At 68.1% G+C, this 18,568-nt stretch carries 18 protein-coding genes; 10 read left to right on the top strand and 8 right to left on the bottom strand.

Going from position 1 to position 18,568, the window contains the following annotated elements:
- Nucleotides 1-269 precede the first annotated feature (269 nt).
- The 4 genes from CJ177_RS45215 to CJ177_RS45200 are packed head-to-tail and all read right to left on the bottom strand — an operon-like array spanning nucleotide 270 to nucleotide 4,795.
- The gene (locus CJ177_RS45215; protein ID WP_037180769.1) at nucleotides 270-1,052 is read right to left on the bottom strand and encodes a polyprenol monophosphomannose synthase; all 783 of its coding nucleotides are present in this window, start codon (nucleotides 1,050-1,052) and stop codon (nucleotides 270-272) included.
- Entirely contained in the window at nucleotides 979-2,682 is a 1,704-nt protein-coding gene (lnt, locus tag CJ177_RS45210; protein ID WP_095871019.1) for an apolipoprotein N-acyltransferase, read from the bottom strand. Before lnt ends, CJ177_RS45215 begins: the two co-directional genes overlap by 74 nt.
- Nucleotides 2,672-4,276 carry an amidohydrolase gene (locus tag CJ177_RS45205; RefSeq protein WP_061697366.1) on the bottom strand — a complete coding sequence of 535 codons (1,605 nt, stop codon included), beginning with the start codon at nucleotides 4,274-4,276 and terminating at the stop codon, nucleotides 2,672-2,674. The genes lnt and CJ177_RS45205 overlap by 11 nt, the downstream gene beginning before the upstream one ends.
- Before the next feature lie 12 nt (nucleotides 4,277-4,288).
- Nucleotides 4,289-4,795, bottom strand: a complete 507-nt coding sequence (locus CJ177_RS45200) for an FxsA family protein (RefSeq protein ID WP_005246351.1) — start codon at nucleotides 4,793-4,795, stop codon at nucleotides 4,289-4,291.
- Between the two features lie 202 nt (nucleotides 4,796-4,997).
- Here CJ177_RS45200 and CJ177_RS45195 point away from each other — a divergent pair, with 202 nt between their 5' ends.
- Nucleotides 4,998-5,615, top strand: coding sequence for a hypothetical protein (locus tag CJ177_RS45195; RefSeq protein WP_095871018.1), 618 nt, complete (start codon nucleotides 4,998-5,000; stop codon nucleotides 5,613-5,615).
- A gap of 27 nt (nucleotides 5,616-5,642) precedes the next feature.
- Here the strand turns inward: CJ177_RS45195 and CJ177_RS45190 are convergent, their stop codons facing one another.
- On the bottom strand, nucleotides 5,643-6,302 hold the full coding sequence (locus CJ177_RS45190; RefSeq protein ID WP_005246353.1) for a response regulator transcription factor: 660 nt from the start codon (nucleotides 6,300-6,302) through the stop codon (nucleotides 5,643-5,645).
- 177 nt (nucleotides 6,303-6,479) lie between these two features.
- On the opposite strand from CJ177_RS45190, the gene CJ177_RS45185 reads away from it, so the two are divergent.
- From CJ177_RS45185 to CJ177_RS45170, 4 genes are all read left to right on the top strand, one after another.
- The gene (locus tag CJ177_RS45185) at nucleotides 6,480-6,908 is read left to right on the top strand and encodes a CBS domain-containing protein (RefSeq protein WP_005246355.1); all 429 of its coding nucleotides are present in this window, start codon (nucleotides 6,480-6,482) and stop codon (nucleotides 6,906-6,908) included.
- Nucleotides 6,909-6,919: 11 nt separating this feature from the next.
- Complete coding sequence (locus tag CJ177_RS45180) at nucleotides 6,920-7,204, top strand: YciI family protein (RefSeq protein WP_005246356.1); 285 nt, start codon at nucleotides 6,920-6,922, stop codon at nucleotides 7,202-7,204.
- A gap of 122 nt (nucleotides 7,205-7,326) precedes the next feature.
- Complete coding sequence (locus CJ177_RS45175; protein WP_005246357.1) at nucleotides 7,327-7,998, top strand: PAS and ANTAR domain-containing protein; 672 nt, start codon at nucleotides 7,327-7,329, stop codon at nucleotides 7,996-7,998.
- A 198-nt stretch (nucleotides 7,999-8,196) separates the two neighbouring features.
- A complete protein-coding gene (locus tag CJ177_RS45170; protein ID WP_061697365.1) occupies nucleotides 8,197-9,750 on the top strand; it encodes a hypothetical protein in 1,554 nt (517 codons plus the stop codon).
- Here the strand turns inward: CJ177_RS45170 and CJ177_RS45165 are convergent.
- The gene (locus CJ177_RS45165) at nucleotides 9,722-11,143 is read right to left on the bottom strand and encodes an FAD-binding protein (RefSeq protein WP_063886783.1); all 1,422 of its coding nucleotides are present in this window, start codon (nucleotides 11,141-11,143) and stop codon (nucleotides 9,722-9,724) included. The two genes, CJ177_RS45170 and CJ177_RS45165, sit on opposite strands and share 29 nt — an antisense overlap.
- Before the next feature lie 265 nt (nucleotides 11,144-11,408).
- On the opposite strand from CJ177_RS45165, the gene CJ177_RS45160 reads away from it, so the two are divergent.
- Nucleotides 11,409-11,855 carry a nitroreductase/quinone reductase family protein gene (locus CJ177_RS45160; protein ID WP_231913873.1) on the top strand — a complete coding sequence of 149 codons (447 nt, stop codon included), beginning with the start codon at nucleotides 11,409-11,411 and terminating at the stop codon, nucleotides 11,853-11,855.
- A gap of 48 nt (nucleotides 11,856-11,903) precedes the next feature.
- On the opposite strand, the gene CJ177_RS45155 is transcribed toward CJ177_RS45160, so the two are convergent.
- On the bottom strand, nucleotides 11,904-12,632 hold the full coding sequence (locus CJ177_RS45155; protein ID WP_061040905.1) for a TetR/AcrR family transcriptional regulator: 729 nt from the start codon (nucleotides 12,630-12,632) through the stop codon (nucleotides 11,904-11,906).
- Nucleotides 12,633-12,803: 171 nt separating this feature from the next.
- Between CJ177_RS45155 and CJ177_RS45150 the strand changes: the two genes are divergently transcribed.
- The 3 genes from CJ177_RS45150 to CJ177_RS45140 all read left to right on the top strand — a co-directional run bounded on the left by CJ177_RS45150 (nucleotide 12,804) and on the right by CJ177_RS45140 (nucleotide 16,572).
- A complete protein-coding gene (locus tag CJ177_RS45150) occupies nucleotides 12,804-14,330 on the top strand; it encodes an APC family permease (RefSeq protein WP_061697364.1) in 1,527 nt (508 codons plus the stop codon).
- A 64-nt stretch (nucleotides 14,331-14,394) separates the two neighbouring features.
- Nucleotides 14,395-16,050: an amidohydrolase gene (locus CJ177_RS45145; protein ID WP_005246368.1), complete on the top strand. Its 1,656-nt coding sequence runs from the start codon at nucleotides 14,395-14,397 to the stop codon at nucleotides 16,048-16,050.
- 117 nt (nucleotides 16,051-16,167) lie between these two features.
- Nucleotides 16,168-16,572, top strand: a complete 405-nt coding sequence (locus CJ177_RS45140) for a hypothetical protein (RefSeq protein ID WP_005246369.1) — start codon at nucleotides 16,168-16,170, stop codon at nucleotides 16,570-16,572.
- Nucleotides 16,573-16,582: 10 nt separating this feature from the next.
- Here the strand turns inward: CJ177_RS45140 and CJ177_RS45135 are convergent, their stop codons facing one another.
- Complete coding sequence (locus tag CJ177_RS45135) at nucleotides 16,583-17,746, bottom strand: sensor histidine kinase (RefSeq protein WP_005246372.1); 1,164 nt, start codon at nucleotides 17,744-17,746, stop codon at nucleotides 16,583-16,585.
- Between the two features lie 46 nt (nucleotides 17,747-17,792).
- Here CJ177_RS45135 and CJ177_RS45130 point away from each other — a divergent pair, with 46 nt between their 5' ends.
- On the top strand, nucleotides 17,793-18,560 hold the full coding sequence (locus CJ177_RS45130) for a TSUP family transporter (protein WP_061697363.1): 768 nt from the start codon (nucleotides 17,793-17,795) through the stop codon (nucleotides 18,558-18,560).
- Nucleotides 18,561-18,568: the final 8 nt, after the last annotated feature.

The following is an 18,568-nucleotide window of genomic DNA, read 5'->3' as shown; positions in this document are numbered from 1 at the left end:
CTTGTTCGTCCTCTTTCCCGCTCCGGCGGTGGGACGAACCCACCGGCCACCGAAGAAACTCATAGTGACCTGCGAACCTGGGAATTAACCGAACATTACCCGGGAGTACGCTTCAGGTTCCTATCGGACATACGGTTCGGACCGTTTCACCGCGTCTCACAATGTGGACACCGCGCGGGTTTACCCACGTGGATCCTGTTTCCGGGCCATAGATACAGCACTGCCCCACTCCTTCCGGGAAGGAATGGGGCAGCGGTCGGCGCCGAGCCTTAGCCTGCTGTCACACCCTTGATCTTGGCGACCCGGTTCCGCAGCCCCCACTGCGTGACCTTGAGCAGCGCCTCGCGAACGATCCCGCCGCTCATCTTGGATTCGCCGATCTCTCGTTCTGTGAACGTGATGGGAACTTCGCGGACGTCGAAGCCCTCCTGAATGGCCCGCCATGCCAGGTCGACCTGGAAGCAGTAGCCGTGCGACTCCACCGCAGCGAGGTCGAGCTTCTCGAGCACCTCACGGCGGTACGCCCGGTATCCGCCCGTGATGTCCTTGATCTTCACGCCCAGGGCGAGCCGCGAGTAGATGTTCCCGCCGCGCGAGAGCCACTCGCGGTGCTTCGGCCAGTTCACCACCGTGCCGCCCGGGACGTACCGCGAACCGAGCACCAGGTCGGCGCCGGCGTCCACCTGGTCGAGGAGGCGATGCAACTGCTCGGGCGCGTGGCTGCCGTCCGCGTCCATTTCGACGAGAACGGTGTAGTCGCGCTCCAGACCCCAATGGAAACCGGCGATGTAGGCGGCTCCGAGGCCGTTCTTCTCGGTGCGGTGCATCACGTGGATGCGACCGGCGTCGTCGTTGGACGCGAGGGCGTCCGCGACGTCTCCGGTGCCGTCCGGGCTGCCGTCGTCGACGACCAGAACATGCGTCCGCGGCAGCGCCGCATGCAGACGCCCCACGATCAGGCCGAGATTCTCCCGCTCGTTATACGTCGGAATGATCACCAGAGTCCGGGCGCTCGGTGCCCCGCTCTGCCCGGAATCGGTCTCCGATGCCATGAGGATCCTCCCTGCCGGCGATTGCCGGCGCCTTCTCGGTACTGCGTTGAATCAGTGTGCGAACTGTGCGTCGTCGTTGCACCACGGCGAACGCGACGGCAGCGACGGCGCCGACACAGAGGAGAACCTCCGGAATCGGGCCGAGCCGACTTGCCAGCGTAGTACCGGTGCGCAGCGGCACCTGCGACACCAGGGCCGCGGGTACGAAAAGTGCGGTTTCCGCCGCCGTGGATCCGTCGGGGCCGATGATCGCGCTCACACCGCTGGTCGCGGCGACGACGACGGCGCGGCCGTGCTCCACGGCCCGCACCTGCGACATGGCGAGCTGCTGGTAGGTCATCTCGGTGTCGCCGAACGTGGCGTTGTTGGTGGGGACGGCGAGCAGTTCGGCGCCGCTGCGCACCGACTGCTCGAACGCCCGGTCGAACGCCACCTCGTAGCAGGTCGCGACTCCGACGGCGATACCGTCCGCGTGAACGACCCCGTCCCCGTCGCCGGGAACGAAGTTGCCCGCCCGGTCGGCGTACGAGGAGAAGTGACGGAAGAACCCGCGATACGGCAGGTACTCGCCGAACGGCTGGATGATCTTCTTGTCGTGCTGCTCCTGCGGTCCCGCATTGCCGTCCCACACGATCACCGAGTTGGTGGTGGTGCGGTCGGAATTCACGAGCACCGCCCCCACCAGAATCGGCGCACCGATCGCCTCGGACGCCCGGGAGATGTCGGCGGCGGCGTCGGCGTTGCGCAGGGGATCGATGTCGGACGCGTTCTCCGGCCAGACGACGAGGTCGGGTTGTGGCGCCGCGCCCGACGCGACGTCGTCGGCGAGTTCGAGGGTGCGGTTCACGTGATTGTCGAGGACCCGCTTGCGTTGGTCGTTGAAGTCGAGTCCGAGTTTGGGGACGCTGCCCTGGATCGCGGCGACGGTGATCGTCCGGTCTCCCGAGTCCATGCCCGGCAGTGTCGGCCACAGCGCGAGCGACACGACCGTCGCGGCGAGGGCGGCGACCAGACCGCCTGCGAGCGGCCGCGTCCAGTTCGTGGCGCCGCGCGCCCGGGCCCGCACCGTCATGGCGACGGATGCCAGTCCGGCACCGGTCAGTGCGACGGCGAAGCTGAGCAGCGGGGCACCGCCGACGCTCGCGAGCGGCAGCAACCAGCCCTCCGACTGGCCGAACGCCAACCGCCCCCACGGAAAGCCGCCGAACGGCACGCTCGCGCGCAGCCATTCCGTGAGCGACCAGCACGCCGCGATCCACAGCGGGGCCCACCGCAGCCGGGAGACGAGCACGGCGAGCACCCCGAACAGTCCGATGTACAGCGACTCGACCGCGGCGAGGGCAAGCCACGGCAGGGCTCCGACGAACACCCCGATCCACGGGAGCAGCGGCACGAGGAAGCCGAGTCCCGCGAGATAGCCGTAGCCGAAGCCCGCGCGCAGTCTCGGTGCCGCACCCCCGGCTCCGGTGAGGATCAGCGTCAGCAGGGCGATGCCGATGGGCGCGAGGAACCAGAGGGGACGGGGCGGAAAGCCGGCGAACACGAGGAATCCCGCGGCCACCGACAGGACGGAACGCACCAGCACGCCGCGCTTTCCGGTGATCCAGCGAGACGTCGTGCTACCGCTCATGGACGACGCTCCCCCGGTGCACCGAACGCAGCAGGACGGGCGTGGGCGCGTCGTCCTCGAGCCGCGGCAGGGCCGGGACCCGGGACCGGGGATCGGTCGACCACCGCTGCACGGAGTCCTTGGGCGCGCTGACCACGAGTTCACCGGCATCCCATACTGCGTACGACGCCGGCGCTCCCGGATCGAGCGTCCCGGCGAGACCGTCCCGGACCCCACCGGCCCGCCATGCACCGCGCGTGGCAGCCGAGAACGCCGCGCGGGGGGAGATCCCGCTGCCGGGCGTGCGGTGGTGGACGGCCGCGCGCAGCATCGCCCACGGGTCGACCGGGGTGACGGGTGCGTCGGAGCTCAGCGCCAGCGACACCCCGGCGGAGGCGGCGGCGGCGAACGGGTTGAGGGTGAGGGCACGCTCGGTTCCGAGGCGCTGCGCGTACAGGCCGTCGGTCCCACCCCACAGGGCGTCGAACGCGGGCTGGACGCTGGCGATCACACCCCACTGCGCGAGCCGCGCCGCGTCGTCACCGGTCATCATCTCGGCGTGTTCGAGTCGGTGTCCGGCCTTCGCGACCGCGGGACCGCCCAGTTCGTCGGCGACGACGGCGAACGCGTCGACCGCGGCCCGGACGGCGGCGTCGCCGATGACGTGGAATCCGGCCTGGATTCCGGCGATCGTGCAGGCACGCACGTGTGCGGCGATCTCGTCGACTCCCAGGTAGCTCTTGCCGGTGCCGCCGGCCAGATCGGCATAGGGTTCGCTGAGCCACGCCGTGTGGGAGCCGAGGGATCCGTCGATGAACAGGTCGCCGCCCAGCGCGTGGGCGCCGGTGGCGTTCCGCAACTTCCTGGCCTCGTCGGCGTCGGCGACCGCCTCACCCCAATAACCGCGGACCTCGACACCGTGCGGGGTGGCGAGGAGTTCACGGAAATCGTCGAGTCCGGCGATGTCGGGGCCCCCGCACTCGTGCACCGCGACGATGCCGCGGGAGGCGATGGCGTCGAGGGCGGCGATGCGGGCGGCGGAACGCTGCTCGGCCGTCAGCAGCGAGCGCGCGACGGTGCGGGCGGCGTGGTGCGCTTCGAATGTCAGCGGCCCCTCCGGCGAGAACCCGGCGGTGTCGCTCAGATCCGAGACCGACCGGCGCAGGGCGGTCGAGCAGACTGCCGAATGGACGTCGATCCGGGACAGATACACCGTGCGTCCGGGCGCGGCCTCGTCGAGTTGCGCCGTGGTGGGGCCGGCGCCTTCCGGCCACGCCGATTCGTCCCAGCCGTGTCCCCAGATGACCGCGTCGCCGTGGGTGCGGGCGAAGGACGCGAGCCGGTCCAGGCATTCGCGAAGCGATCCGACACCGACCAGGTCGAGCCCGACGATGTTCAGCCCGAGCGCTGTGACGTGCACGTGGGTGTCGACGAATGCCGGGGTGACGAACGCGCCGCCGAGGTCGACCACGTTGGCGCTGGGGTGCAGCGCACGGGCCGCGCGATCGTCGCCGACCCACGACACGACACCGTCGGTCACTGCCATCGACGTGGCGTCTGGAGCAAAGGAACTGTAGATTCGGCCGCCGACCAGCAGTTGTGTAGTCACAGGCAACCAGTCTGCCTGTTAGGGCAGAACGCGGGGATCACGGGTCGGGGTTCGGGGCTCCTCGTCGATCACTTCGCCCTCGAAGACCTCGTCGACCACCTCCCCTTCGATCACCTCGCCGCGACCGCGTCGGGGCGCCCGGGCGAACGCCTCCGCCCCGGCCGCGACGGTGGCGGCACGCCTGCCTGCCAGCAGGACCACGACGGGCCGAAGTGCCCACCGGGTGGGGGGAACGAGGAAGAGCAGCCCGAGCACCGAGGTGACCAGGCCGGGGACGAACATCAGCGCGGAGCCCAACGCGACGAGTGCGCCATCCGCGACCGCCGCACCCGGAGAGCCGTCGCCGCTCGCCGCCCGGCGCAGGCCGTCCATCACACGACGCCACTGCGACCGCATCAGCAGCAGTCCGATCAGCGTTCCACCGAGCAGGAGGAGCACGGTCCACAGCACGCCGATCGCGTTACCGACCAGGACGAGCGCGGCGATCTCCACCACTACGTACAACAGGAACAGTGCGGCGTACATGACGCCCCCTTTCGGACGGCCGGGTCATCGAGGGTCTGGGTCAACCGTCTGATCGTTCAACGTTCGACGGCGCCGATTTTCTCCCGGCCGCAGATATCGAAGAGCTCACAATGCTAAACCTCAAGTTGACATTGAGAGTCTGCGCATGATGCAGTTCACTGCGATGGGGGTCTTCCGACCCCGCGCACAACGAGGAGCCGATATGACTCGTTCCACCGTCTTCCGCCGAGCCGCAATCGTTCTCGCGTCCGCAGCTGCCTTCGGCATGCTGTCTTCGGGACCGGCATCGGCAGCACCGGTCGCCGACTTCGCGAAGGGTGCCGCCGAACTGCAGGCGCTGGCCACCGAGGTCTCCCCCGCCGCGACGGCCGCCGTGGACGCTCTTCTCGGCGCCAGCGTGTTCATCCCGAAGGACGTGCTCGAGGTCGGACTCACCACACCGCAGGACTTCATGTACCCGTCCCCCACACTCGGGTGCGGCGTCGCCGACAAGCCCGCGACGGTCACGCTGGCGAGCGCTCAGGGCGGACCGAACCTGTTCCCCCAGATCACCGCGAACCAACTCCGATTCCAGGCCATCCCCGCCTACGTCGCCATCCCGCAGACGTCCGATCTCAGCGTCGCCTGGATCAACCTCATGACGTTCCAGGGCGGGATCGTCAAGCTCGACGACACGCTGCCGATCATCAATACCCCGCTGCTGTCGAAGATCGTCGACACCGGCAAGGGAACCGTCCTCGCGACGATGTTCGGCACGGTCGGCTACGCCGACTCCGTCACGTGCACCGTGGTCCCGACCGTCGGCACCTTCACCGTCTAGCGGCAGTACGCTTCCCCACCCGCCGGCCTACGAGCCGGGTCGCACCAGGCCCGTCTCGTAGGCCAGCACCACTGCCTGGACCCGGTCGCGGACGTTCAACTTGGTCAGAATCCGGCCCACGTGCGATTTGATGGTCGACTCCGAGAGGAACAGCTGACCGGCGATCTCCGTGTTCGACAACCCGGTGGCCACCAGTTGCAGCACTTCCCGTTCACGCTCGGTCAGCACGTCGAGGACCTGCGGGTCACGAAGCGGACCCGGACCGTCGTCGAGGAACCTCGCCAGCAGCCGGCGGGTCACCTTCGGCGACACCACTGCGTCCCCCGCGGCCACACTGCGGATGGCCGACACCAGGTCTTCCGACGGGGTGTCCTTGAGCAGGAAGCCGCTGGCCCCGGCCCGCAACGCACCCATGGCGTGCTCGTCGAGGTCGAAGGTGGTCATCACCAGCACGCGGCTCGCGACCCCCGACTCCAGGATCTGGGCGGTCGCGCTGACCCCGTCCACCACCGGCATGCGGACATCCATCAGCACCACATCGGGTTCGAGTTTGCGGACCGCGGCGACCGCCGCCGCGCCGTCGCTCGCCTCACCGACGACAGTGATGTCGTCCTGAGCGTCGAGCACCATGTTGAGGCCCATCCGCATCAGTTCCTGGTCGTCGACGAGTAGCACGGTGATCGGCACAGCGCCAACCTAACACCGCAGTCCCGGTGGGCGCCCGACCCGCACATCGGTCCGTGGGACACGGCGGTCACGAGTAGATAACCAAACCAAGACCGGCAGAAGCTCTGGCATACGCTCGAAGTCTGCCTATGATCGAATCGGCGGCCAGTCGGAGTGCCCAGAGATCGGGGTGTCCAGATGCGAATCGCGGATGTGTTGCGGAACAAGGGCCCGGCCGTGGTGACGGTCGACCCGGAGATGCCGGTCAGCACGCTGATCGGCGAACTCGCCAGGCACAATGTGGGCGCCCTGGTGGTGACGGAGAACGACGCCGTCGTCGGGATCGTCACCGAACGCGACGTGGTGCGCCGCATCCACGAGCGCGGCCCCGACATCCTGAATGCCCGGGTCGTGGACATCATGACGACATCGGTGTTCACCTGTCTCCCGACCGACACCGTGGACAGTCTCGCCGAAACCATGACCGAACGCCGGATCCGGCACCTGCCGGTGATCGTGGACGGGCAGCTGGTCGGCATCGTCAGCATCGGCGACGTGGTGAAGAGCCGGATCGGCGAGCTGCAGACCGAACGCGACCAGCTCGAGTCCTACATCGACCACGGCTGAGCGAGAACCTCATGGCCCTGTTCGTCGTGGAATACACGTACAGCCCCGAGACGTCGTCCCTGCGCGACGATCATCGGACGCAGCATCGTGGGTGGCTGACCGAACTCGTCCGACGCAAGGTCATGCGTTCGACCGGCCCCCTCGCCGACGGCCACGGTGCGCTGTTCATCGTCGACGCCGAGGACGAGGACGCCGTCGCACGCCTGTTCACGCAGGATCCGTTCGCACAGGAAAATCTTGTCGAAAAGGTGCAGATCCGCGGATGGACGCCTGCGATGGGCGAATTCAGCGAGTAGGACGCACGTCACACCCAGCCGAACCGGGCTCGGCTCCGAATACCTCTAGCGGATCGTTCTGCGCACGCCGCGATGATCGCTGTACGAGTCGTCGTCGGCGCGAAGAATTGAAGGAAGTACGTATGTCCGGGTTCCCCCTCGCACCGACCGACAGCCTCGGCCACGATGAGTTCACATCGCTGGTCGTCTCTCTTCCGCGCCCCGTCTGCGTTTACGACGACCGACGGCGACTGGTGTTGACGAACCCTGCCCTGGCCGACCTCGTCGGATACCGATTGGACGAATTCGATCGTGTGGATCTCGCGGGTTTGATGCACCCGTCGGACGCGCCGCGGTGGTTCGGCCTCGTCGGGGGTGTCCTCGATACCGGCACCGCCCGAGCGGGCTTTGCCCGCGTCCGGCACAGGAACGGGAACTGGCTGTGGGCGCACGGGTTCGCCTCCACGTTCACCTCCGCGGACGCCCGCTTCGTCGTGCTCGTGTGGCAGGACAGGACCGACGAGATCTGGGACAACCCCCGCTTGCTCGACACGGCCGAAGTCGCTTCGCTCGACGTCGTGCGTTCGCGGGCAGTCATCGAACAGGCCAAGGGTGCGCTGATGCTCGTCTACTCCATCTCCGCCGACGCCGCGTTCGACCTCCTGACGTGGCGGTCACAGCAGACGAACACGAAGATCCGCGTGATCGCGGAGCAACTCGTTCTCGCATTCGGCGACGAAATCCACACGCCCACTTCGTTTCGCGACCGTTTCGACGCTCTGCTGCTCACCGCTCACGAGCGGCACCGCCGATAGAAAAAGCCCCCGGGGGCGGTCCCGCGACCTGGGGGCTCAACCCGCGGAACCTGGGCCGGTGGTGCCACCGGTGACGCTTCCGGCCCTGGGGCGTCGATTTCCCGTCTTCTCGAATGACTAAACAGTCGACGGGCACCAGCGAGTCCGAGTTCGGTGGCTGCGAGCAGCGGTCCCGGCTCCACTCTCTAGGATGTCGCGGTGTCCACAGGATTGCTGAACGAACCGCTCGAGCGGTCTGCCCCGCCACCGGTACCGAGGCCGTTCCCGGCCCCGGCGATCCTCGCCGTGTGCGGCGCGGTGGTGGCGGCCGTGTTGTTCTGGATCGTCTCCCGCAGCCTGACGGACGACGCCTACATCAGTTTGTCGGCCGCCAGGAACCTGGCCGTCCACGGGGAGTGGGCGATCGTCCACGGACTGACCGCGAACACGTCGACGTCCCCGCTCAACGTGCTGGTGCTCGGGGCATTGACATTCGTGACCCGGTTGTGGGGCCCGGGCGATCCCCTGTTCGCACTCGGAGTGCTCAACGTCGCGGTCACTGCCCTGTTGGGCTGGGTGCTGGCGCGGACGTGCAGGCGGCTCGGCCTCGGGACCGTCTGGGCGGTGCTCGCCGGTGCGCTCGTGGTGCTCAACCCGTTCGTGTTGTCCGCGGTCGGACTCGAGGTGCTGCTGATCCCGGCCGCCGTCGCGGTGATGGTGTGGTCGGCGCTCGAGGGCAGGGCCGCCTGGTTCGGCGCGGCCGCGGGCCTGGCGTCGCTGGTACGCCTGGATCTGCTCGTCTTCGTCGTGGTCATCGCCGCCCTGTCACCGGCGATTCGCACGCAACTGCGCCGCGCCCTCGCCGGCTTCGCCGCGATCGCCGGGCCCTGGTATCTGTTCAGCTGGATCGTCCTCGGTTCAGCTCTGCCCGACACCTTCCTGATCAAGCAGGGCCAGGCCTCCGATGTCGGCGGCTACAACTACCTCACCGGCCCCATCATGTACTTCGAGTCCAACCCGTGGCGGACCGTGGCGGCATTCGGTCCCGCGTCCCTCGCACTCGTCCTGATTCTCGTCGCGCTCGCCTCGTACGCCAGGCCAGGGAAGCGACCGGTGCCTGTGCCGCTGCTCGCGCTCGGACTGTCCGGCGCTCTCTACTACGTCGCCTACGTCGTGCTCGACACCGTGCCGTACCACTGGTATTATGTGGCGCCCGCGACCACGCTGGCGATGTTCGCCGTTCTCGCCGCCGGCATCCACTGGAGCGCCGCGCGCGACGCCACGGACCGCGCTGTCGCCGGCACACTGGCCGGCCTCCTCGCCGTGCTGGGAGCCGGCGCCGTGTACTACGACGTCGAGAGCGGTCTCCCGTGGGACGCACCCCCCATCTTCGGTAACTGGGCGAGCGCGCAGGATTACGAGCGGGTCGGCCGGGCAGTCGGGACCCTCGTCGGGGAGGCACCGGTGCGATCCCCCGGTGAGATCGGGACCCTCGCGTACTTCTGTGAATGCGTGATCGTCGACGAATTCTCCGACCGCGGATTGGTGGTCGAGGACCGGTTGGTGCCCCGTCTCGAGGAGGCCACCGAACCGGCGCGAACATTGCTGCGCGCCAACTACGCCTTCTTCGACTACCGGCTCGCACCCGTGAACCCCGCATTCGACCTCCGCTACGAGGAAGGCCGTGGTCCCGGCGGTCCGATGTCCTGGGACGTGTTCTCCGCCGCCCGCGGAGCCGGTCACTTCACCCTGGTGCCGCTCGCCGGCGGCTGACGCCGTCGTGCGGCCCGCCCTCGAAGACGTCGTAGCCAGGGGTGAGGACGTGATCCGGGTCGAACTTCTTTTCGGCCTCACCGAGGCGGTGGAACGCCGACCCGAAATGCCGGCGCCAGTCTTCGTTGGACATGGGGAACGCGCTCACCGGGTAGAGCGTGCCGCCGGCGCTGCGGACCCGTTCGTACACGGCCCTGTTGGACTCCACGAGCCGGTGGGCGTCGTCGAGGTCGGCGGTCGTCGGCACCCGGACGAAGTTGAACGCGAAACACAGGCCCTCCGACGGCGTCCGCAGCAGCGGGCTGGTGATCGCTCCGGTGCGGATCGGGGACAGCACGATCTGACCGAATCGACCGAGGTCCATCGCTGGATCAAGGCTGCCCAGCTCCTCGTCGACCACCGACTCGACGTGCGAGTCTCCGATGAAGGTGGTGATCCAGGGGTGCGGGTGGAACCACTGGCCGTTCGCCCGCAACGCCGCTTCCAGCCCGGCCAGTCGCTCGAGGTAGTCGACGTACGCAATCGTGCTGGGATTTCGCCTTGCCGGGTCGTCGGACAGGCCGGCGAGCAGTAGCTCGTCGTCCGGCGGATTGCCGGTGAAGAACGTCGCCACGTCCAACTGGAACGACAACCCACCGGTCGGTGCTGCCAGGATCGCCCCCTGCACCGCGTCGAAACCGGCGTCCGCGGACAGGAGTCGCGCGTCCGTCAGCATCCCCGTTAGGTTCGGGTAGAACAGCACGAACCTGCGCACCTGCTCGGGAGCCGCGACGAGCTCGAGTGTCGCCTCGGTGATCACCCCCACCTGGCCGAGCCCTGCCCGCACCGCGTCGAACAGGTCCGAGTTGCTCTGCGCCGAACAGGTGATCGCCTCCCCCGTACCGGTCACCACGTCCATCGCGATGACGTTGTCGCTCTGGACGCCGTACCGGGAGGTCGTGCCGCCGACGCCCCCGACGACGAGTGTCCCGCCGACCGACAGCTCGAGGTAGTCGGTGAGCACGGGCGGGGTCTTTCCCCGCGGCAGGGTCGCGGCGAGCACCTCGCGCCACGTCACGCCCGCGCCGACGACGATCCGGTCGCCTTGAACCCTGCCGACGGAATGCAGTGTGGACATGTCGGCCACGATGCCGTTCCGGGCTCCGGATCGTCCCCACACCGAGTGGCGCTGCCCCTGCGCGGCGAACGTGCGGCCCCGCTTCGCGGCCCAGCGGATCGTCTCGGCGACGTCGTCGGTGGATCCCGGCAGCAGGACGGCCTCCGGTGCCGTGTGCACGATGTGCCCGAAATCGTCGGCAGCCTGTGCTCGCGCCACCTGGTCGAAACGCAGCTCGCCGTCCAGCGCCGGTGGCGGCAGATCGGTGGTCCGTGTATTTCGATGATGCGAGTCCATCGGGTTTCTCCTCCGAAGGATTGTACGACTCCCTCTTCGCCGCCTGACACGTGAAACGCCGGCGCGTGCGACGGTGAACCGTTGCTATATTGCTCGCGGGGAACGCGGGGACGGGGCGATGTGAGTGGCAGCTGACGACAATCGATCGGGCACGCCGGATGATCACGAGCGGAACCGGAAGGTACGCGATGCGGCGGCGGCGGAGGCGTCCAAGCACGGGCGCCTGATGCGGACGGCTCGGAATGGGGCAGTCCTCAGTGCCCTGATGCTGCCGGGCTTCCTCGTGCGACCCCCGACGGGATTTGCAGTACTGACGACGACTGGGCGCAAGACCGGCAAACAGCGGCGAAAGTGCATTCGGGTGATCCAACGCGATGACCGTGCCTACCTGGTCTCTCTTCTGCCACCCGCGTTGGCGATGACGCGCCCGGATTTCGTCGCAGGCTGGGTATGGAACATTCGTGGGAACCCACGGCTTCGGCTGCGGATGCCGACGGGTTGGTTCGAAGGACTCGCGCGAGAAATCACCGATCGTGCGGAGCTCGACGATGCCCGGGACGCTCTCTGTGAGACGGTCAATGTGTTCGACTATGGCGAATGCGCCGTGCATCTACGCGGGTTGCCTACACGCGCGAAGATCAAGGACCTGCACCGGTACTGGTTCGACACAGGTCGGCCGCTCGTCATCGAGCTCCGGGATGCTCCCAGGTAATCCGGCCGCTTCCCGGCCCGTTCGGCCACGATTCGAGCCGAGTGATTGTCACGACGTCGCCGATTCTCGCTTCGCGTCGAGTCGGTGAAGCAGGGCGCGAGCGCCGTCGAGGAGCAGTTCGAGTGCGTCGGGATAGGCGCTGCGGTCGGAGAGGTCGACGAGTAGACCCGCGGTCGCAGCGATGTGCGAATGCGTCTCGGCCGGCAGTTGCGCGTAGGAGGATCGCCACAGTTGCCGATCGGACTCACGGACGTCCTCGGGTAGCGCGAGTTCGGCTCCGTCGAGGGCGGCGAAGGCCAGCATCTGGTCCACGAACGCACGGTAGAGGCGCACCGCTGCGCCGTCGGGGAACCCTGCCTCGCGCAGTATTCCGAGGATCGTGTCGACGGCCGCTTTCTCCGAGGTGCGACCGCTGACGCGGCTGGCCGACAGGACTGCCGCCTGGGGATGATCCAGATACGCTGCATGCGAACGTATTCCGAGAGAGTAGAGGTCCCGCCACCAGTCCCCGGTGGGTTCCCACCCGCGGAACGACCGGCCGATCAGCTCGTCGGCGATCGCCAACGTCAGGTCGTCGATGCCGCGGAAGTACCGGTACAGGGTGCTGGGGTCGGCCCCGAGCGCTGCCCCGAGGCGGCGGACGGACAGACCGGCACTGCCGTGGTGGCGGAGCAGCCGCAGCGCCGTCTCCATGATCAGCTGCTCCGACAGAACTGCACCCTGCTTCGTCGGCCTGCGCCTCTTCCGGGCCGAGTCCGAGACCACCTGCTTCGCCATTCCCGGCTCCTTCCGTCGACCCGAAGCTTATGCCAACACCGTTGACGCTGTAAACGACGACGGTGTTGCATGTCACAGGCAGGGAGCGAAGCCCCAGGCCGCGGGCACGAGAATTCGGATCGGTCGTGGCCTCTCGTCCCTCCCCATCCCTCCAGCGAAAGCGACGCACACATGGCAGCAGTGAACAACGGCGCGGCCGACGCGCCGAGGGCGATGGCTCTCCGCAAATCGCTCGGCGTCATCGACGGAATTGCGATCGCCGCCTCGAGTACCGCGGCGACCACGAGCATCGGTGTCGGCTTGGGAGTCATCGCCGCCGTGGTCGGTCTCCAGATGCCGGTGGTGCTGTTACTGGCATTCGTCCCGATTCTGGGAATTGCCAGCGGATACGCCCGGCTCAACCGGGTCGAACCCAATTGCGGCAACAGCTACGTCTGGGTAGGCCGCACCCTCAGCCCGTGGCTGGGATTCCTCACCGGTTGGATGGCGATCATTGCTGTTGTCGTGTTCATGGCCTACACCACCGCGATCGCCGGGTCGGCGATCCTGCAACTCGCCGGCATGGCCGGCCTGCACAGCATCGGCGGGCTCACTCTCGATCCCGACTCCACGCTGCAGTCCACGATGCTCGGGCTGACGATCCTGGGGGCGGTGACATTCACCGCCGTCCGCGGTGTCGCGGTCGCGGCACGGCTGCAGAAGTATCTCCTCGTCTTCGAGTACGTCGTGTTGATCGGCTTCTGCACGTACGGGCTGTTTGCCGGGGCCCAGCCGTTCTCCCTCTCCTGGTTCGATCCCTTTGCAATTCCGTCGTTCGCCGTGCTGGCTCAGGGCATGGTGATCGCGGTCTTCTTCTACTGGGGTTTCGAAGCGGCGTTCAGCGTGAGCGAGGAGGTGCGCGACCCGCGCGACGCGTCCCGTGCCGGAGTGATCACCGTCTTCCTGGTCCTCGGTCTGTTCCTGCTCGGTGCGGTGGCGTTCCAACGCGTCCTCACCCCCGCGGAACTGGCGGACAACGGGACCGTCGGGCTCGCGTTTCTCGGCGAGGCACTCGCCCGGCAGCCGCTGGCCGCGCTCCCCGTGGTGGCGCTGATGTTCTCCGTCGTCGCATCGCTCCAGGCCACCGTGATACCCAGCGCGCGTGGACTGTTCGCAATGGGCCGGGACCGCACTCTCGGCCCGGTGTGGACCCGCATCCATCCCCGTTTCGGAACCCCGGCGGCCGGTACCGTGCTGCTCGGCGCCATCTCCGCCGTGGTCGCGCTGCTGGCCACGGTCATCCCCAAGCTCAGCGACCTTCTCGGTGCGGGCATCAGTTCGATCGGCCTGGTGGTCGCCGTCTGGTACGGCCTGACGGCACTCGCCGCCGCCGTCCGGTTCCGCGGCCTCCTGCGCGAGCATCCGTGGGAGGGACTGCGCGCGGTGGTGTTTCCCGCACTCAGCGCCGTTGTGTTGCTGGCCCTGGGCGGCTACCTGGGCTGGATCTTCTACACCTCGGCAGATCATCTCGAATTCAGTGCGACCAACGGCTGGTTTCAGCTGCTGTTCCCGGTCCTCATCCTGATCTCGGGGCTGGTGGTGGCCGCGCACGCGAAGTGGGTCCGTCGGTCGCCCTATTTCGTCACCGGCCGCGGAACGGATGCCGACGACGCCAACCTGCTCGGCGCGCCCACCGAAGTTCCCGTGACCACCCCCTGACCGATCAGCGCGACACAACCTGATCCGAACACCGACGACAGCACTTCCCGACAGGAGATTTTCGATGTCAACAGAACCCGCAGATCTGGTCTTCACCGGCGGATCGATTGCCACCCTGGACCCGGCCCGCAGCCGCGCCACGACGGTCGCCGTCACCGGTGGCCGGATATCAGCCGTCGGCCACGACGAGGTCCGGGAGCTGATCGGCACCCGCACCGAGGTCGTCGACCTCACCGGCAGGCTGCTACTGCCCGGCTTCCAGGACGCGCATATCCATCCCGTGGTGGCCGGCCTCGAGTACGCCCGCTGCAACCTCACCGGCACCACCGACGCCGCCGCCACCCTCGCCGCCATCCGCAGCTACGCCGTCGCACACCCGGAGTTGCCGTGGATCGTCGGCGGCGGGTGGTCGATGGAGGCGTTCGACGGGGGCACACCCACCGCGCAACTCCTCGACACCGTCGTGCGGGATCGGCCGGTGTTTCTGCCCAACCGCGACCACCACGGGGCATGGGCCAACACGAGAGCTCTGGACATCGCGGGCATCACCCGAGACACCCCCGATCCCGTCGGCGGACGTATCGAACGCGACGCCGACGGCGCGCCGACCGGCATGCTCCAGGAGTCTGCGATGGAGCTGGTCGGCTGCCATACCCCGCAGCACACCCCCGACGACCGGCTGAAGGCACTGCTCCACGCCCAGCAGCACCTGCATTCGCTCGGCATCACCGCGTGGCAGGACGCGCTACTGGGCGACACCTCCGGGATCTCCGATGTCTCGGACGCCTACCTGACCGCGGCCGGCGACGGCTCCCTCACGGCGCGGGTTGCGGGCGCCCTGTGGTGGGATCGCGATCGGGGCGCCGAGCAGATCCCCGACCTGCTCCGGCGACGGTCCCTTCTCCGCGTCGGGAGGATGCGGGCCGACACCGTCAAGATCATGCTCGATGGTGTCGCCGAATCCCGCACGGCGGCCATGATCTCCCCGTATCTGGATGGATGTGGCTGCGCGACAGCCCATTCCGGAACCAGCTTCGTCGACCCGGACGAGCTGCGCGGCTACGTCACCGAGCTCGACGCCCTCGGATTTCAGGTGCACTTCCACGCGCTCGGCGACCGGGCCGTGCGCGATGCGCTCGACGCGGTCGACGCCGCTCGGACGACGAACGGATTCCGCGACACCCGGCCGCACCTCGCCCACCTGCAGGTCGTGGACCCGGGCGACATCCCCCGTTTCCGCGCGCTCGGCGTCACGGCCAACATGCAACCGTTGTGGGCAGCCCACGAACCGCAGATGGACGAACTCACCATTCCGTTCCTCGGGGACGAACGCTCCCGTCGGCAGTATCCCTTCGGTTCCTTGCTGCGCTCGGGCGCAACGCTGGCAGCCGGCAGCGACTGGCCGGTCAGCAGCGCCGACCCGATCCACGGCATCCATGTCGCGGTCAATCGCGTACTGCCGGGCCGGGACGGGCAGGGGCGCCCGGTGTTCCTCCCGGAGCAGAGAATCGACCTCACGGCCGCACTCACCGCCTACACCGCCGGGTCCGCGTACGTGAACCACCTCGACGACACGGGGAGCATCGAGGTGGGCAAGCTCGCCGACCTGGTGGTCCTCGACCGGGATCCGTTCACGGGAACTGCCGACGAGATCGGCGGGAGCCGGGCGGTCCTGACCTATGTCGGCGGTGATCGCGTCTACACCGCATCGGACGCCTGAGGTCCCGCGGGAGGAGGCCCTGTTCTGTGGCCGCGGATGCCGATCGGCGGACCGTCGTGGCGCCGATCGGCATCCGCGGCCACACTGGAGATGTCCCGCCGAAGTCAGGAGACAGTGATGGGCGACAACAGGCCGTTCGGGTTCGACCCCGACGATCTCGACCGCGTGATCCGTGAGGCCGGCGAGGAATTGCAGGGCGTCAAGGACCGGATCGTCAGGTTCCTGGACCAGGCGGATTCTCAGATTCCGTGGACGGGCGTGTTCGCGGACTTCGCCCGCTCGCCGCGCGGCGCGTCGAAGCCGGAAACCGCCGGCGAGACCGGTGACGGTGTGTGGGCGATCTACACGCTCGACGACGAGGGCGTCGCACGTGTCGAGCAGGTGTATGCCACCGAACTCGATGCGCTCCGCGCGCACAAGCACAACACGGATCCCCACCGGTCGGTGCGGTTCCTCCCCTACGGCGTCACCGTCAGCGTCCTCGACCAGCCGGAGGAAGCAGCGCCACCGGAGACGGAGTGACCGGGTCCGCTCAGTCCTCCAGCTCGAGCGGCAACTCCGCGGTGACCCGCCAACTGCCGTCGGTCTGCCGTCCCGCCTCGAGGGTGCCGTGCAGGACGGCGACCCGCTCTCGCATACCGAGCAGCCCGTTGCCCGATCCGAGCGAGAACTGCCCGGACGAGTTGCCGTTGTCGGTGATCTCGACGAGCACGTCCGTCTCGCGGCGCCGCACCCGCACCTTCGCGCGCGGACGTTCCCCGGCGTGCCGCAGCACATTCGTCAGCGATTCCTGAACCAGCCGGTGCACGCCGAGGCTGACCGCGGGGCTGATGTCGTCCAACTCTCCCGTCAGCTCGAGTTCCACGGGCAGTCCGGCGCTGCGCATCATGTCGACCACCCGGGCGAGGCCGGCCGTGCCGTGCTGGGGCATGTCGTCGGTCGCCGGTTCGGTGCGCAGCAGTGAGACGGTGCGCCGCAGTTCCGCCAGAGCCTCCCGCCCGGTGCTCGCGATGTTGGTGAGTGCCTGCTTCGCGATGTCGGGGTTGCTCTTCAAGGCATAGGACGCGCCGTCGGCCTGAACGATCATCACGCTCACCGCGTGCGCGACGACGTCGTGCAATTCCCGGGCGATCCGGGTCCGCTCGGCCGCCACCGCGTCCTCGGCGCGACGATCCCGGTCGTAGTCGGCGACGACGAGGCGCGCGGCGACCTCCTCGTCGTAGGCCCGGCGGGCGCCGAGGAACTCCGCCGTGATCCAGGAGAGTGCGAAGACGAGGACCGAGAACAGTCCGGCCGCCAGCAGTTCCTGTTCCAGCAACCAGATCGACAGGGCCGAATCCACTGCGAGGCCTGCCGCGTACACCGCGGCGGTCCGGCGGTCGACGTAGGCGACGAGCGTGTAGAGGGCAACGGCGAGGGCCAGCAGACCGGGATGCTCGGCGTCGAGGTCACCGATCGAGTAACTGATGAACGTGATCGTGATCGACACCACCAGAACGGCACCGGCCGCCGCCCGCGGATACTTGCGACGCCACACGATCGGCAGGCACAGCAGGAAACCCATCACCAGCTGCACCCACGGCGAGCGGTCTCCCGACGCGGTGAACACGAACACCTCGAGGGTGAACAGGATCGCCGCCAACATCGAGTCCGCAACCGTCGGCTTTCCTCGCAGCCACAGACTGAACCTCCGCATGTGCACAGCGTAAGTACCTCAGGGTGGGTGTGGTTGAGTCTGCACCATGAATGTGGGTGACTGGGCGCTTCTTCTCACCGCTGCGACGGCCGCCGGATGGGTTGATGCCGTCGTCGGCGGCGGCGGACTGATCCTCATTCCCGCACTGTTTCTCGTCGCACCGCAGCTGACGCCGCAGGCGGCACTGGCCACCAACAAGCTCACCGCGTTCACCGGCACATCCGCCGCCGTCGTCACGTTCGCGCGCCGCATCCCCATGAACTGGCAGCTGCTGGTTCCCGCCGGTCTGCTCGCGGCGGTGGCGTCCGCGCTCGGCGCGGCAACGGTCTCGCGCATCGACAAGGACGTCTTCATCCCGCTCATCATGGCGGTGCTCGTCGGCGTCGCCGTGTTCGTGACGATCCGTCCGCAGCTCGGGACCACGCTGGCGAAGGATCCACCGACACGGCGGAAGGTAATCGCGGTCGTCCTGCTGTCCGCCGGTCTCCTCGGGTTCTACGACGGACTGTTCGGGCCGGGCACCGGGACATTCCTCATCATCAGTTTCGCCACGTTCCTGGGCACGGAATTCGTGCGCAGCGCGGCGATGGCGAAGGTGATCAATCTGGGATCGAATCTCGGTGCGCTGGTGTTCTTCGCCGCCACCGGCCACGTGCTGTGGGCACTCGGCCTGGGCATGGCGGTCTGCAACGTGATCGGCGCGATCACCGGTTCGCGGATGGCCCTGAGCAAGGGCGCCGGATTCGTCCGGATCACCCTGCTGATCGTGGTGATCGCGATGGTGATCCGGTTGGGTTGGCAGCAATTCGGCTGAGCGACCGA

Source organism: Rhodococcus sp. ACPA1 (assembly GCF_002300195.1).
GTDB lineage: Bacteria > Actinomycetota > Actinomycetes > Mycobacteriales > Mycobacteriaceae > Rhodococcus_F > Rhodococcus_F opacus.
The sequence above is the reverse complement of the archived record's forward strand: the minus strand, read 5'-3'. Positions and strand labels throughout refer to the sequence as shown.